The following is a 14,236-nucleotide window of genomic DNA, read 5'->3' as shown; positions in this document are numbered from 1 at the left end:
TAAGAATGAGGCTATTCGTAGGTGTAGTAGGATCTTTCATCGGCGTTACCGCTGCAGCCAGAATCATTGCTGAACTTGGCACAGATATGTCTGTTTTGCTGGCTTCAATCTTCTTAACAGGTCCCAAAGTTACACAGTTTTAAAAACTATAAAAAACAGCTGAAAACCCTTAAAAAGGACAAAAAAATAGACCGAAGGTCGTTTCACCTATCAACGGTCATTTTATATATATTCATATAGAGGTTCATGGGTAAAGAGCATTTACTGGCAAGTATTACTAGTAAGAAGAAGGGTGGTAAGGTGTTCGTTGGGCTTCACTAGATCAGAAACAGCGGCCCCTGCTGTAAGGATCCTTCTCAAGGATTTTAATGATAGGAGGAATATCCTAATGGAAAAGAACAATGAGCCACGTCAATATATACCAGTTACTGTTGAGGGTAAGGATTTAGTAAATTTCATGCTTCCAGTCGGCAATCCAGGAGTAAAGGCACTGTTTGCAACAGTCAAATATTTAGGTTGTGATCCAAGGAATCTGCTAGAGGAGTCGGTTGTTAAGTTCTTCAAGGTGGCATTTGATATTGACATTAAAACTTGCACCAAAGAGGAGTGGGCCGAAAGAATAACAATTAAAGGTGGAGCACTTGAACAGTGGCAATCATTTATAAAGTTAACAAAAGAATGAGAGGAAAGAAATCATAAGTGACACAAAGTCATCAATCATTTTTATCGTGTTATCGGTAGTATTACTCATAGGTATAGGTTCATTGCCTAAATCACCAGTACCAGCATCAGTCGCAACGGCACCAATGACAACGGCAGCCCCAACCCCAACTGTAGTTCTTGCAACTCCAACTCCCGATCCAGCTCCAGTGGTGGAAGCACCATAAGAAGCACCAGCAGAAAAGACCTGGGTCAAAGTTGATTCTTGGTCAGGTGATGGTTCTGCTGGAGAAAAGAAGTTTACAATCACTGGGAGTTAACCTCCGTAGTTTCAGATAAATTCGTTGAAAAAGTAATCTTTAATAATGTGCAAAGAGTTAATTATTTCCTTCAAGCACAGTCTAATGTTGTAACAGATGCAAAAAAATTCCCTGAGTATACTCAATTTCTAAAGGAGGCATTATTCAATGGCTAAAGCTATCATGGAAACTAGCCTAGATACTAATTTGAACATTAGCACCGATGAAATTGTACATGCTAGTGTTGATACTAGTGGTGTGTTCATGGGGGAGCAGTACCGGGTAAAGAGAATTTGTACGAAGACAGATAATGATTTAAAAGCCGTAATGGATGCTCACTTGGAAGAGCAAGCTAGTCATTATTCGAAAGCAAGATCATAAGAAGTCAAACGAAGAATACCTTAGTTTCATTTCCTTCCAGATGCAAGGCTCAAAGGGTTTCAACGAACAGGAAGAAGACATGGTGTTTAGCAGAGGTGAATGGCACGTGAATCGTCCATGAAGACGACAAAACAGTGATTGTACCTACCGACCATGCCGTCCTAACGATGACCACTTGCACCCCTTCTATACTCCTGGCTATTCTCCGGACCAATATATCATCTCCGCAGTTTTTGTAAAAAGTAAATAAACCATTGAATCAACAATTATTTATAAAGTTAACAAAAAGGGTGATTAAATGCAGGAGGACAACAATATTAAAGTTGGAATTGGTTTTGCGACTGGGAGAAAGAGTTTTCAAAAGGTGCTGAGAACCTATATACACACCTGGAAGGAATCCGGTTTGGTAGAAAACAAAAGCATCAGTTTAAATCTTTTTGTAGCCTATGATCTTATTTATAATAAAACCAAAATAAAGGATTACACCAACATACACCCAGAACTAGTAAAGCAGATTGATAGCATCAAATTTATTGGAAGCAACGATAGAAAAGAAGAAATTGACTATTTAGTTCGAGAAAACGTCATCAATATTAATGAAGAACGCTTGGTTTTTGGCAGGGGGTATGCAGGCAAACGTAACGCTGTGTTATATAACGCGATAAAGCACAATATGGATTATCTGCTTTTTCTGGACGACGACGAATACCCGATGGCAGTGACCAAGACGCGCACTACTGCAATTTGGGGAGGGCAGGATGTTCTGACGAACCATCTTAAATATATCACTCAAGCGGACATCACCCACGGAAATCACTGTGGCTATATATCGCCTATTCCCTATATGGAATTTAATGACACTATGACCGAAGCGGATTTTCGTTCTTTTATTGAGGCAATCAGCAATGATATCATTAAATGGGATACATTGAAAACCGTTATGAAAAACGGCGGGGTAACATATGCTGATACAAAGATATTGACTAGCGACGATGCTCTAGAGGTGCAGGAAATAAACCATGCCAAATTCATCTCAGGCGCTAATCTATGTATTAACCTTACCGATTCTCGCCGTATTTTTCCGTTTTACAATCCACCGGGAGCTAGAGGCGAGGATACTTTTTTAAGTACCTGCCTAAGCGAACGAAAAGTTTCGCGCGTGCCATGCTACACATTTCATGATGGGTTTTCTACCTATAATGACCTTTTAGAAGGTGTTCTCCCACTCCGATTGAAGTTCATCAAAGCTGATACCGAACAGATTACCACTCGCTTTTACAAAGCATGTATAGGGTGGATTCGTTATAAGCCATTACTGCTCTATATCACACAGCCGGATTGTTATGAGGAAAAGATTGCAGAGATGCGGGAACAGCTTAACGAGACATTGCCTAAAGTCTGCGCTTATTTTGGACAGCCGGAGTTTATTAATGTTTTAGCTGAATTGGAGAAATACCATAAAAATGTCAAAAAGCATTATCATGAATTTCTTGAAACACAACGTATTTGGGCAAAAATAATGGATCACTTTGCGCAACATCAGTGAGTATATAAGTGAGCAGCTACACATTAGAGCGAACTCGGATTTATAGACGTAAGGACAAGGCCAGTGCGCCATCTCAGAATTGAACTAAGGAACCTGCTCATTACGAGTTCAATAAATAATAGCACCAGCGCATTTATTGTGAACGCTGGTGCCTCAGTGCAGAAGAATTAAGGTCCGCCTAGAATAACATCAACATCTAGGGGAAGTCTGATAAGATATAAATCTAACGGGATGGTCGCAGAAAAGCAATCTGTAACCATCCCGTTTTTTGTGGGCAAAAAAGAACATTTAATGCAAGCCAGAGTGAAGGTGGGCGCCCTAGTGCGCTTATGTGCTGGCCAAGGATGGAAAACGTTAAACCTTAGTATCAGCGGTTGTGAATATAGCGGATAAATAATGTCTGTAAGATGTGAATAGGATATTCTAACAATTATTAAGAAATTTGTTATAATAATTATCGATAAATTAATTAGAATAATTATTAGGCTTATTTGTTGACAAATTGTTGATTCAGATATAAGATGTATTTATACTAAAGAAAAAGGTCAGGGGGTAATTCAAATGAATATTTTTACTAAAGCAATTGTCTCAAACTCTGAAATGATAAAGAACTATAAAGCTTGCAGGGAAAAGGCAGAAAGTTTCGGGAAGATATTTGTTTTAAAAAATAATCAACCGGATGCAGTATTATTTTCTATTACTGAATATGAAAGGCTTTCAGTGTTTATAGAGTATCTTGAAAGTCTTGAGGGTGAAGATATTGCAAAGTTTACTGAGTCTTTACCAAAGGAAGAAAATAAGAAAAGTTATTCCTTTGACCATTTAGGAAATGAAATAAAATAAATTGCAGTAATAGATTTGATCATGTAGTTTCATTAGAATTAAATTATCAAGACCTTAAAGGGTGGCACGCTAATTCTAGAGTTGTCACCTTTAATTAGCTAAACTAGCGTGAAAAATAATGTTGTGTTCTGATCTCAGATTTGGTGAAAAGTAAACAAAACCAAGTTTGATTAAAATAATGTAGGTTTTCATAATGTTTTTTGGATGATTTACTAGACTTGGTAACCAAGGAGAAAAGAAAGAGAGAGTAAAAGCTGTGCATAAATAAGGTCCAGCAATCAGAAATTGCTGATCAATCTGAATAAAGAAAGAATGATCTAAATGTTAAGTGCAATCGCGATAGTTCTCATAGTCTTATGGCTTCTTGGGATAGTTACTTCGTATACTATGGGGGGATTTATCCATATTCTTCTCGTAATTGCTATAATTGTAATTTTGATAAGAATAATTAACTGAAATTTTAGATTGTTTAAGGAGGAATGAAATAATGAGTGATGATACCATTATTAAGAACGACGACCAATCAAGTTTTACCGCAAGAAGAGTAGTTTATTATATTCTGGGTGTCTTTGAGATCTTGCTTGCTTTTCGCTTGGTGTTTAAGCTTTTAGGGGCGAATCCAAATAGTGGCTTTGTAGCTTTTACTTATTCAATCTCGCAGGTGTTTCTGGTTCCGTTTACCGCTATTTTCAGATCTGCGGAAACACAAGGTATTGAGACAAAAGCAATTTTAGAGCCCAGTACAATTATAGCTATGCTTGTTTATGCTCTGATTGCTTGGGGAATTGTTAAATTGATTATTATTCTGAAGAAACATAATGAGGACCATGTGTACTAACTCTTGACATTGGAAGGGCCTTGGGGGAAGGATGCTGATGATAATTATGCCTATTGCAAAAAGATCGATACAGTATGCATTTCTCATTCCAATTGTAATCTTTCTATTGATCTGCTCGCTCTCCGTTCAAAAGGCAGAAGGAAGTTCTTCTATGGATTATGAAGTACCAATTTATAAGATACCTATTTCAGAAAACACACAGCGCGATATTTGGGAACTGAGTGAGAAAGAGCATTTGTCTTATGAGCTGGTTTTGGCAATTTACCAAGTAGAAGGCATCGAGAGTACTCAAATTGATGACATTGAAGCAGATATTGGAAAGTTAGTTTATCTTAGGGACTATTGGACTGAACAAGGATTTCCTGATGAGGTTGTTTTTGATCTAATGTTGCTGTCCAAACAAAGAGGTATTGAAGGTTGCATAACTTTTATGGAGGATAATGATTCTTATGAGCTTGATAATTATGTTCGAGAAGTTACTGAATATAAATACTATCTTGAGGGAGGCCTTGATGCACCACCAGTTATTGAGTAATGACAGAACCTTAGTTCAGCTTCGACTAGTAAATGGAAGATTAGGTGCATGCTGCCGTCTGTTGCGGGTTACATATAATTACTAACGGGATTAAGAGATGAATTTGAAAAGGGGGAATAGGTAAATTTATGGGAAAACTTAATAAGATGAGATCTGTATCCCTACTATTAACACTATTACTGGGAGTTATGATGGTAAGCCAACCAATAGTGAGTATGGCAGCCCAACCGACAGTAAACCTCGGGACAACCTCCAGCTTTGCGGTTTTGGCTGGCTCGACAATCACCAATACTGGAATCACCATAATCAACGGAGATGCTGGCGGAGATGTGGGTCTGTCTCCAGGTACTGCGTTCACTGGGCAGGCGAGCGTAACGGCGAGTGGGGCTGTACACATAGCTGATCCTACCGCAGTTACAGCCAAGAACGACCTGGTAACGGCATATAACGACGCCGCCGGAAGAACGCCTGTCACTCGCATTTCCACTGAGCTTGGCGGGACTACACTGACTCCTGGCACTTACGATTCAGCCAGCGGCACTTTCGAAATAACGGGTACTCTCACGCTTGACGCCAAGGGCGACCCCGATGGCGTCTTCATATTTAAGACTGCCTCCACTCTCAAGACAGCAACAGGCAGCAATATCAATCTCATCAATGGAGCTCGGTACTGCCGAACCTTTTGGCAGGTCGGGAGCTCGGCGACTTTAGGAGTAAACTCTCATTTTGTGGGACACATCTTCGCATTGGCATCGATTACTGCGAATAACGGTGCGACGGTGCAAGGGCAGTTGTTGGCACGAAATGGCGCAGTCACGCTAGATAACAATACCATCACAAATGGGATTTGTTTGCCCACATCGCCCCCAGTTGTTTCACCGGCCCCAGCCATCCTTCATGTAATTAAGCATGTTATTAACGATAATGGTCGCACAGCAGTTGCCACAGATTTTAACTTGTATGTAAAAACTTTTGAAGGTATTGACTTTGCAGGAAGCCCAGCACCTGGTGTTGAATCACCAGGAACTACCTACACCTTACCTGCGGGTACTTATGTAGTTAGCGAAGGCACTTTTGCTGGATATAACGCAAAAGTTAGCGGAGATAGTGATTCTAGTGGCAAGATCACTTTGGCCCCCGGCGATAACAAAACCGTAACAATTACTAATGATGACATTGCAAATGACATCCTTCCACCAGTAGTCGTTACTCCACCGGTTGTAACTCCACCAGTTGTAACGCCAACGGTCGTTACTCCACCAGTAGTCGTTACATCAACTGTTACAGGCGGTCAGCTTCCGAAAACGTCCACACCTTTGTATGAGTTACTTCTTATCGGCGTTGTTTTAACGTTGGTCGGAGTCGTAGGCTGGAAAAACAGAAAGCGTTATGAATAAGGTAAAACTAGCAAGGAGTAAACATTCTTGGGTTACTGTCCTATCCCTAGGATTTATGGTCTTGGGGATAGGATGTATCTCCTGGGCAATGTTTAGTATGTGGGTACAGACCGATTATTCTGTGCCGCACGAGTATATTGCAGAGGGCATTAGTATAGAATCTGATCCGACCCTCGTTATGCCCGCACCCGATAAAATCCTTTACCCCGTATATCCTGCGGAGGGTGACACTATTGGGAGCCTGACAATTCCAGCGTTAAAGCAGGAATTGCCTATCCTCCAGGGAACTGGTGAGCAGGAGTTGCAGAAAGGGGTAGGGCACTTCACCCAAAGCGTACTTCCTGGGGAAGACGATAATAGTGTTTTATCCGGACATCGCGAGACAGCCTTCAGGAAAATAGGCAATCTAAAGATGGGGGACCTACTGATTGTGAAAACATCAGCTGGTACGTTCATCTATGAGGTGAATGGTACGCGAATCGTCCATGAAGACGACAAAACAGTGATCGTACCTACCGAACATGCAGTCCTGACGTTGACCACCTGCTATCCCTTCAATACTCCTGGTTATTCTCCGGACCGCTATATCGTCTCCGCAGCTTTAGTAAGAAGTCAATACCTTTAATAGGTAAATAAAATAATAAGGGGAAATCAAAATGGAAAAACGTAAAGCGTATTTGGAAAAAATTGAGGCTAATTTACAAAAATATAATGCTAAATTAGCAGTGATGAAAGCTGAAGCCACTGAGGTTAAGGCAGATGTGAAATTAGAGTACCTTTCTCAAGTGGATAACCTTGAGAAGAAAAGAGACAATTTCATGATTAAATACGGACAGCTTAAAGAAAACAGTGCACAGGGATGGGAAGATGTAAAAGAAGGAACTGAAAAAGCGTGGAATGAGCTGGAGGATTCAATCAAGAAGACACTCTCTCGATTTAAATCCGAATAGCCAAATGAAATATATCTAATAGCTGGTAGAGCATACGCTTGCCGGTTGTTAGATTTTTTTTAATCCTGAACGCAACATTGAGGTCGACACGGTTCACTATGTAATTAAGCCGCTTAGCTTTTGAAAAATCAGCTAGGCGGCTTGTTGTTTTTATTATGCCTATCATATTCGTGATTATCTTTTTATAAATTTCCACTTCTATGGGCACTCCTAGCAAGCTCCTGAGGATGCACTATCCATATATTATCGGGCAATCAAATAAACTCCCATTGAATAAATATTTATCTCAGTTGACCAATATGAGCCATTGTTTGAACAATTTAATACGGGTATTGTTCGGGCGCCTTTCCTTTTTCCTCAATAACCTTACCTCGGAGTGAAATGGTTTGCGCATTCTGGACTTCGGTGAGTTCAACGTTAAAATGCCACTCATCCCCAAAGTCGTAGAGGTAAAGAAACGTTTGCCCAGGTGCTAAATTAAGGTTTTTTAAGATGGCCTGATGAGCACTCGGTTCGTGACCATCTTCTCTGGCCCAATAAGCAGGCTTAGACCAGGGTTTGCCATTCATAAAGAAGGCATAAAGATGATCATCGCTAAAATCGAAAGCTTCAAGAATTGCTTGATGAAGATGTTCTAAAGTATGGGATGAAGAGATTAAGATTTTCCGCCACGTTTTTTTATTTAACGATACTTTAAAAATAAAAACATTACCCTCGGCCAAATAGGTTGATTCGCGTTTATCCGCTTTAAGCACCTTGTTAATCGCTTGAGAATCCAGGCTTCCATCAGGGAGCACTTCCTTGAATGCTTCTTCGAATGGTTCTAAAGAGGAGTTAGGTTGAGGATGTTTTAGGTTTAGCTTCTGAAGCATGGGGGTTATACTCGAATCTCTCCAATTTTGTAGGATCTCATTTTCATCTATATCCTCATGGTAAAGCTCATAAGGACGTTGACGCAAGGCTTGGATCATAGTAATTCCTAACCGAGTTGGAGTGATCGCCTTGACATCAATTTCTTTCTTTGATTGAAAATGATGGGGGAGAATTGCTTCTTCGTAGTCCCAGAACCCTAATGTACTCAAATGAGCAATGACTAGACCTGCTCCAACAAAAAAGCGATGGATCGGATTATGGACTTCATAGCCTTCATTAAAATTTTCAACATTAGCAAAGATTCGAACTCCAGGAGCTGCTTTCCAAAGCTCCTCAAAGGCGAGTTTGGTATACATAAAATGATGGAACATAGTCATTGTGTCATAATAGAGTTCATCGAAATCAAGCCGAGTCCAGTAGGTTTTGAGTAATAGTAGATATTGATTGATTGGGGTTAGTGCTTTGTAATCTTCTAGCTTCTTAGTGGAAACGAGGTACAAAGAACCCCCTTTTCCATTATCCTTAATAAAGAATTTCGTATTCAACGCTATATTAAAGAATAAGTTGATGCTGGGATAGGAGGTCATTAAATATTTAGGACCTTCCATTTCTCGTGGAGTTGTAAGGAGAGAGTTGATATTATAACATTCTTTTTTACCGAGTTCTTCGCGTGCTTTTGTTAATTTCGGCCGATTCTCTTCAAGATAAGCACAAAACGTATCAAAGTCTCGAAGAATTGGAGCAATTTCCTGTTCACTAATTCGATAATCCATGATTACACCTTTCAAGAAATTATTAATCTTTAATTATTATACCTTTATGAACGATCTTAGCAAAGAAAAGAGGTCTATGCCCTGCCGATTGACTAAGACGAGACTGTAGTAGGTAAGTGAACCAAAAATTTAAGGCGTTGGTTGAGAAGATCGAAGTTCTCTTGCAGCGCATTTAGTTTTTGTGCTTTACTCTATAATTTTATAATTTTTTTAGGACATCATGATGTCAAATTGCCCGAAGAATAATTGTATCACTTGTTCGCTCGAATATGATTCTTATATCTTTGTTGACGTATGCCTCAAAGAAAAATGTTCCCTCGATTTTATGTGTCTTAAGAGAAGGATGCCGGGGGTTTTCAGCAAGGAAGCGGAGCGCTTTAATTGCCTGTTTTTGTTCCTCTTCGCTCAGCAATAAAAAGTCATAATTAAACGGTTTTGTTTTTATTACGACTGGCATTCACAAGATCCTCCAAGTCGTTGATAACATCTTCCATGCTTTTAAACGTTTCGTATTCCCCATTTTCTAAGGCTTCTTGTCTCGCTCGCATTTTCTTTTGCCACTCTTCAGTCCAAAAGTATTTTTGGTTTTTATCTACCCATTCGACGGGCCTCAAGAAAATTCCTCCATCCTTTTGCTCGATCATTACAAGGGAGGTAATAATTTTAGCGTTATTACCCGGAAAGAATTCATGCTCAAAAAGGAGGGATAGGGAGATTGGCGAACAACCGCGTCTCTAAAATTTACATCTTGCTAGGATTAGTAGGAATCACTGCGGACTTCTTAGTTTATAGATGATTAAATTAAATAATAGGGACTTACAAATTAAGAATATTATGATATTCGAGAAAGTTACAAAGGAATTATGGAAAACTTTGGCGAAGGGAAATAGCTAGCTGCAATGCGAGTGCTCAAACGCGGGAAAAACTATTGTTGCTTTTACCTGACAATTATAGAATACTTTTAAGGATTATAAATTAATGGGTGATTTTCTTGATTTTAAGTGTTAGCCGCAGAACAGATATTCCTGCATTTTATAGCGAGTGGTTTTTCAATCGGCTAAAGGAAGGCTATGTTTTAGTCCGAAATCCGCTGAATGCCCATCAAGTGAGTAAAGTCAATTTGTCTCCGCAAGTCATCGATTGTATTGTTTTTTGGACAAAGGACCCGACTCCAATGTTAGATAGACTTGCCCTTCTTTCCGAATACACCTATTACTTTCAAATTACGATCAATGGTTATGATCACAAAATCGAGCGAAATCTACCTGCTAAGGATGTGATTATCGATGCTTTTATCAGACTTTCTAAGCAGATTGGCAAGAAAAAAGTGATTTGGAGATATGACCCTATTATTTTTACGGAGGAAATTGATCTGGCGTACCACCAGAAAAAATTTGCAATGTTGGCTGCGAAGCTCGCTGGTTATACCCAGCGGTGTGTGATCAGCTTTGTAGATTCCTATCAAAAATCCGAGAAAAATATGCGTCATATTGGAATGCGGAAAATTGACGAGTCAAAAATGGTGGAAATCGGGAGTCAACTCGCAGCAATTGCTCAGCAATACAACATCAGCCTGGAAACATGCTCGGAAGTGATTGATTTAGCATCTGCTGGGATTAAGCATTCCAAGTGCATTGATGACCAGCTGATATCGGAGATTCTCGGTGCAAAAATAAAAGTCGAAAAAGACAAGAATCAACGGCAGGCCTGCGGATGTGTAGCAAGCGTAGACATCGCTGCCTATAATACGTGCCATCATGGCTGTCTTTATTGCTATGCCAACTATAGTGATACAGCCGTAAAGAACAACGTCAGCAGGCATAATCCTCAATCACCTCTGTTGATTGGAGAGCTTGGATCAGAGGACAAGGTAACTGACAGAAAGATGATCTCCTATATTCAACGTCAGCTTAATTTGTTCGATGACTAAGACTGGAGTAGGTTAAAAAGTTATTTCCAGCCAATCCTGCTAATGCAAGTGATAGCAGACTTGCGGGGTATAAATTTTCGAAATTTGCTAATCACATTAGGATACCCATAAATTGACTTAAAAAGGTGATCAAATGATAGAAGTGAGTGCGGCAATTATCAAAAAAGGCGAAGCTATCCTTATTGCTCAAAGAGGTAGAAATAAATCTCAAGGTTTAATGTGGGAATTTCCAGGTGGCAAACTTGAAGCCAACGAAACCGCTGAAAAGAGCCTTGTACGAGAAATAAAAGAAGAATTAAATATCGATATTGAGGTTGGAGAAAGGTTTGGAGAAAATATATACGAATATCCATCAGGTAAGATCAAGTTGATTGCTTTTTATGCTCAATGGAAATCAGGTGACCTTAAGCTATTCGAACATGAAAAGATAAAATGGGTCAAAGTCAATGAATTAAAAGCCTTTGAATTTTCCCCAGCAGATATTCCTTTCGTCGAAAAGTTAGCGGGAACTAGATGACCGGGCACCACTCCAAATATTTTTAAGGGGGTAAACAGTATGGAAAAGATGATGGAGTATCTAAAAGAAGTCACTAAAGATTTAGATGTCATGATCGAGAAAAGAAAACTCATCTCCCAAAAGGAGGGTTCGGGAGATTGAAGAGCAACCGAGTCTCTAGAATTTATATCTTCCTAGGATTAGTAGGGATTCTCGATACGGTATTCGTTCTAGGGCTTAACGGGGGTCGGAATCTGGGAACCCTTCTGCCAGGATTACTTGGAGTAGCTATGGCCCTTTGGGGCCTGTCAAGGAGCTATCTAAAGCAACATTTTCTGAAAGAACGCTTTCTATTACTTCGTCGCGTGCTGCGTTTAGGAATTTTAGTGCTCCTTGCTTCTTTTATTCTTATCGAGAGTTTGCTGCTGTATAATACCAAGGATTCAATGCCAAGCCAAGTCGATTACCTGATCATTCTGGGGGCGGGTCTTAATGGGGATCAACTTTCTTGGACTCTTTGGGAACGGGTAGATAAGGGTTTAAGGATTCTACAAAATAATAAGGAGATGAGAGTGGTCGTCTCTGGTGGGCAGGGGCCAGGAGAATGGATCACTGAAGCTGAGGCAATGCAGCGTTATCTGGTTGAACAGGGTATCGCTAAAGAACGTATTCTTAAAGAAGAAAAGTCGACGAGCACGATGGAGAACTTCCGTTATTCCCGAGAGCTTCTTGAGCAACAGCCGAGTTATGACCCTTCTGAGCCTGTCTTGGTCATTACGAATGATTTCCATATATTTCGCTCGAAGCTTTTGGCAAGGCGCAATGGTTTAAATCCAGTAGGTGTTCCTTCACCAACGCCCTGGTATTTAAGGCCAAATGTATACTTGCGGGAGTACTTTGCAGTAGTGAAGTCTTTAGTATTCGATCGGTGATCGAAATAAGATGAGAAAATCTCCATATCCTTCACGTTCTAAATCTTCCTTCGGTATGAAACGGAGAGCTGCTGAGTTAATACAGTAACGCAAACCTTCTGGGCCAGGTCCGTCGTTAAACACATGACCAAGGTGAGAGTCAGCACCACGGCTACGAACTTCCGTGCGCGTCATATTATGGCTAAGGTCTGTTTTTTCTAGGATATTACTTGTCAGTAGAGGTTCCGTGAAACTTGGCCAGCCACAGCCACTGTCGAATTTATTCTGGGAACTAAAGAGGGGTTCGCCAGAGACGATATCGACATAGATTCCTTCCTTTTTGTGATCCCAGAATTCATTCCGGAAGGGAGGCTCTGTTCCATTTTCTTGAGTAACATGATACTGAGTTTGAGTTAACTTCTCTTTAAGATCGGATTCATTCTTTGGCCAATACGTTTTGATAAAGTCATCACGACCCGAGCCTTGACGATAGAGTGTATAACGAAAGGCCTTCTTCTTATGGTAGCCTTGATGGTAATCCTCAGCCGGGTAAAAAGTTGGAGCAGGAAGAATGCGTGTTGCGATGGGATTAATAAAACGTTTGCTCTCGGCTAAAGCTCTCTTTGAACATTCTGCCGTTAGGCGTTGTTCTTTAGAATGATAGAAAATCGCGGTTTGATAGGATTCTCCACGATCATGAAATTGTCCGCCGGTATCAGTAGGATCGATCTGTTGCCAAAAGAGATTTAAAAGTTCTTCATAGGATATTCGTTCGGGGTTGAACTTGACCTGTACCGCTTCCAAATGTCCCGTTGTTTGGGAACAGACTTCTTCATAGCTTGGATTCTTGACGTGACCTCCAGTGTAACCGGATATCACTTCAAGGACGCCGTCTATCTCGCTATAAGCTGCTTCGAGGCACCAAAAGCATCCACCAGCAAAAGTTGCAAGTTCTATTTTTTGTTGACCGATTGTCATTGCTTTTCCTCCTAATGAGCCTAGGATGAACCATTGTAAATGAAGTTATTCGTTCAAAAGACAAATATAATATCTCTTGTAATATAAAAATAACTGTAGGTGATATCTATTATAGTTTATGGTGCCACAAAAAATGGAGAGTAGATTGCCACGTAAATCCAATTTACAAGTCTCAATCATTCGCAGATTTTAGATGGATTATTAAATTGAATACCGAATATTAAAGTGCATTTTAAACTGGAGGTGGGCCTATGTTGATAGTCCATGTATTTTTTCATGTTAAACCGGAACAAGTAGAAGAATTTAAAAAAGCTTCAATGGAAAATGCACAAGATAGCATAAAGGAAACAGGGGTTATAAGCTTTGATGTATTGCAACAGCAGGATGATTCTTCAAGATTACTATTTGTGGAGATTTACCGAGCGCCTCATGATCAGAGTAAACATAGAGAAACTGAGCATTATAAAAAATGGCGTCAATCTATTGAGGATATGTTGGCTGAACCGTATACAGCTATAAAATACAACAACATTAGTGCCGACTGAAAGCTGCAGCGGCACAAACTATATTTCATCTCAAGTAATGAACAATAGATAAATTATGGAGATATTTTCATGATTGTTTCTAAATACATGAAGGTAAATTTCGATGAGCAGTACAGGAGATTTCGTTAAAAGAGATTTAATCCCAAGTTTGGCGACATAAATTACCAATGCAAGCTGGGAGCGGGTTTCAGGTTTCAAGAAATCTTTGTAGTCCCTAATCAAAAACAGAACCCCTTTAGCCCAGTAAAATCAATAGTTCGGAGAGGTCATTTTCCAATTTG

General features: G+C 39.9%; 20 protein-coding genes. 15 read left to right on the top strand and 5 right to left on the bottom strand.

Annotated elements, in window-relative coordinates:
* Positions 1 to 5: 5 nt before the first annotated feature.
* Positions 6 to 143, top strand: a complete 138-nt coding sequence (locus tag VM640_RS04840; protein WP_325390291.1) for a hypothetical protein — start codon at positions 6 to 8, stop codon at positions 141 to 143.
* A gap of 245 nt (positions 144 to 388) precedes the next feature.
* Positions 389 to 682 (top strand): hypothetical protein, encoded by a 294-nt coding sequence (locus tag VM640_RS04835; RefSeq protein WP_325390290.1) that lies wholly within the window; start codon positions 389 to 391, stop codon positions 680 to 682.
* Here the strand turns inward: VM640_RS04835 and VM640_RS04830 are convergent.
* A complete protein-coding gene (locus VM640_RS04830) occupies positions 668 to 970 on the bottom strand; it encodes a hypothetical protein (RefSeq protein WP_325390289.1) in 303 nt (100 codons plus the stop codon). The two genes, VM640_RS04835 and VM640_RS04830, sit on opposite strands and share 15 nt — an antisense overlap.
* Positions 971 to 1,127: 157 nt before the next feature.
* On the opposite strand from VM640_RS04830, the gene VM640_RS04825 reads away from it, so the two are divergent.
* From VM640_RS04825 to VM640_RS04785, 9 genes are all read left to right on the top strand, one after another.
* Entirely contained in the window at positions 1,128 to 1,340 is a 213-nt protein-coding gene (locus tag VM640_RS04825) for a hypothetical protein (protein ID WP_325390288.1), read from the top strand.
* Between the two features lie 298 nt (positions 1,341 to 1,638).
* Positions 1,639 to 2,886 (top strand): hypothetical protein, encoded by a 1,248-nt coding sequence (locus VM640_RS04820; RefSeq protein WP_325390287.1) that lies wholly within the window; start codon positions 1,639 to 1,641, stop codon positions 2,884 to 2,886.
* Positions 2,887 to 3,447: 561 nt separating this feature from the next.
* Positions 3,448 to 3,729 (top strand): hypothetical protein, encoded by a 282-nt coding sequence (locus VM640_RS04815; RefSeq protein WP_325390286.1) that lies wholly within the window; start codon positions 3,448 to 3,450, stop codon positions 3,727 to 3,729.
* A gap of 321 nt (positions 3,730 to 4,050) precedes the next feature.
* Complete coding sequence (locus VM640_RS04810; protein ID WP_325390285.1) at positions 4,051 to 4,185, top strand: lmo0937 family membrane protein; 135 nt, start codon at positions 4,051 to 4,053, stop codon at positions 4,183 to 4,185.
* 31 nt (positions 4,186 to 4,216) lie between these two features.
* On the top strand, positions 4,217 to 4,567 hold the full coding sequence (locus VM640_RS04805) for a YggT family protein (protein WP_325390284.1): 351 nt from the start codon (positions 4,217 to 4,219) through the stop codon (positions 4,565 to 4,567).
* A gap of 151 nt (positions 4,568 to 4,718) precedes the next feature.
* Positions 4,719 to 5,102 carry a hypothetical protein gene (locus tag VM640_RS04800; RefSeq protein ID WP_325390283.1) on the top strand — a complete coding sequence of 128 codons (384 nt, stop codon included), beginning with the start codon at positions 4,719 to 4,721 and terminating at the stop codon, positions 5,100 to 5,102.
* 128 nt (positions 5,103 to 5,230) lie between these two features.
* A complete protein-coding gene (locus VM640_RS04795; RefSeq protein WP_325390282.1) occupies positions 5,231 to 6,499 on the top strand; it encodes an ice-binding family protein in 1,269 nt (422 codons plus the stop codon).
* Positions 6,492 to 7,124, top strand: a complete 633-nt coding sequence (locus VM640_RS04790; RefSeq protein ID WP_325390281.1) for a class D sortase — start codon at positions 6,492 to 6,494, stop codon at positions 7,122 to 7,124. The genes VM640_RS04795 and VM640_RS04790 overlap by 8 nt, the downstream gene beginning before the upstream one ends.
* 31 nt (positions 7,125 to 7,155) lie before the next feature.
* Positions 7,156 to 7,449, top strand: a complete 294-nt coding sequence (locus VM640_RS04785) for a sll1863 family stress response protein (protein ID WP_325390280.1) — start codon at positions 7,156 to 7,158, stop codon at positions 7,447 to 7,449.
* A 320-nt stretch (positions 7,450 to 7,769) separates the two neighbouring features.
* Here the strand turns inward: VM640_RS04785 and VM640_RS04780 are convergent, their stop codons facing one another.
* The 3 genes from VM640_RS04780 to VM640_RS04770 all read right to left on the bottom strand — a co-directional run bounded on the left by VM640_RS04780 (position 7,770) and on the right by VM640_RS04770 (position 9,709).
* Positions 7,770 to 9,095, bottom strand: coding sequence for a plasmid pRiA4b ORF-3 family protein (locus VM640_RS04780; protein WP_325390279.1), 1,326 nt, complete (start codon positions 9,093 to 9,095; stop codon positions 7,770 to 7,772).
* 226 nt (positions 9,096 to 9,321) lie between these two features.
* Positions 9,322 to 9,552, bottom strand: a complete 231-nt coding sequence (locus VM640_RS04775; RefSeq protein WP_325390278.1) for a DNA helicase — start codon at positions 9,550 to 9,552, stop codon at positions 9,322 to 9,324.
* A complete protein-coding gene (locus tag VM640_RS04770; RefSeq protein ID WP_325390277.1) occupies positions 9,521 to 9,709 on the bottom strand; it encodes a hypothetical protein in 189 nt (62 codons plus the stop codon). The genes VM640_RS04775 and VM640_RS04770 overlap by 32 nt, the downstream gene beginning before the upstream one ends.
* 377 nt (positions 9,710 to 10,086) lie before the next feature.
* On the opposite strand from VM640_RS04770, the gene VM640_RS04765 reads away from it, so the two are divergent.
* From VM640_RS04765 to VM640_RS04755, 3 genes are all read left to right on the top strand, one after another.
* On the top strand, positions 10,087 to 11,025 hold the full coding sequence (locus VM640_RS04765) for a DUF1848 domain-containing protein (protein ID WP_349255223.1): 939 nt from the start codon (positions 10,087 to 10,089) through the stop codon (positions 11,023 to 11,025).
* A gap of 133 nt (positions 11,026 to 11,158) precedes the next feature.
* On the top strand, positions 11,159 to 11,542 hold the full coding sequence (locus tag VM640_RS04760; RefSeq protein WP_325390275.1) for a (deoxy)nucleoside triphosphate pyrophosphohydrolase: 384 nt from the start codon (positions 11,159 to 11,161) through the stop codon (positions 11,540 to 11,542).
* A gap of 137 nt (positions 11,543 to 11,679) precedes the next feature.
* A complete protein-coding gene (locus VM640_RS04755; protein ID WP_325390274.1) occupies positions 11,680 to 12,453 on the top strand; it encodes a YdcF family protein in 774 nt (257 codons plus the stop codon).
* Here VM640_RS04755 and msrB read toward each other — a convergent pair.
* On the bottom strand, positions 12,436 to 13,410 hold the full coding sequence (msrB, locus tag VM640_RS04750) for a peptide-methionine (R)-S-oxide reductase MsrB (protein ID WP_325390273.1): 975 nt from the start codon (positions 13,408 to 13,410) through the stop codon (positions 12,436 to 12,438). The genes VM640_RS04755 and msrB overlap by 18 nt on opposite strands.
* A gap of 251 nt (positions 13,411 to 13,661) precedes the next feature.
* On the opposite strand from msrB, the gene VM640_RS04745 reads away from it, so the two are divergent.
* Positions 13,662 to 13,955, top strand: coding sequence for a putative quinol monooxygenase (locus VM640_RS04745; RefSeq protein WP_325390272.1), 294 nt, complete (start codon positions 13,662 to 13,664; stop codon positions 13,953 to 13,955).
* Positions 13,956 to 14,236 lie beyond the last annotated feature (281 nt).

It is taken from the genome of Desulfitobacterium sp., assembly GCF_035539115.1.
Taxonomy (GTDB): Bacteria; Bacillota; Desulfitobacteriia; order Desulfitobacteriales; family Desulfitobacteriaceae; genus Desulfitobacterium_A.
This window is presented reverse-complemented; position numbering and strand designations above follow the sequence as displayed.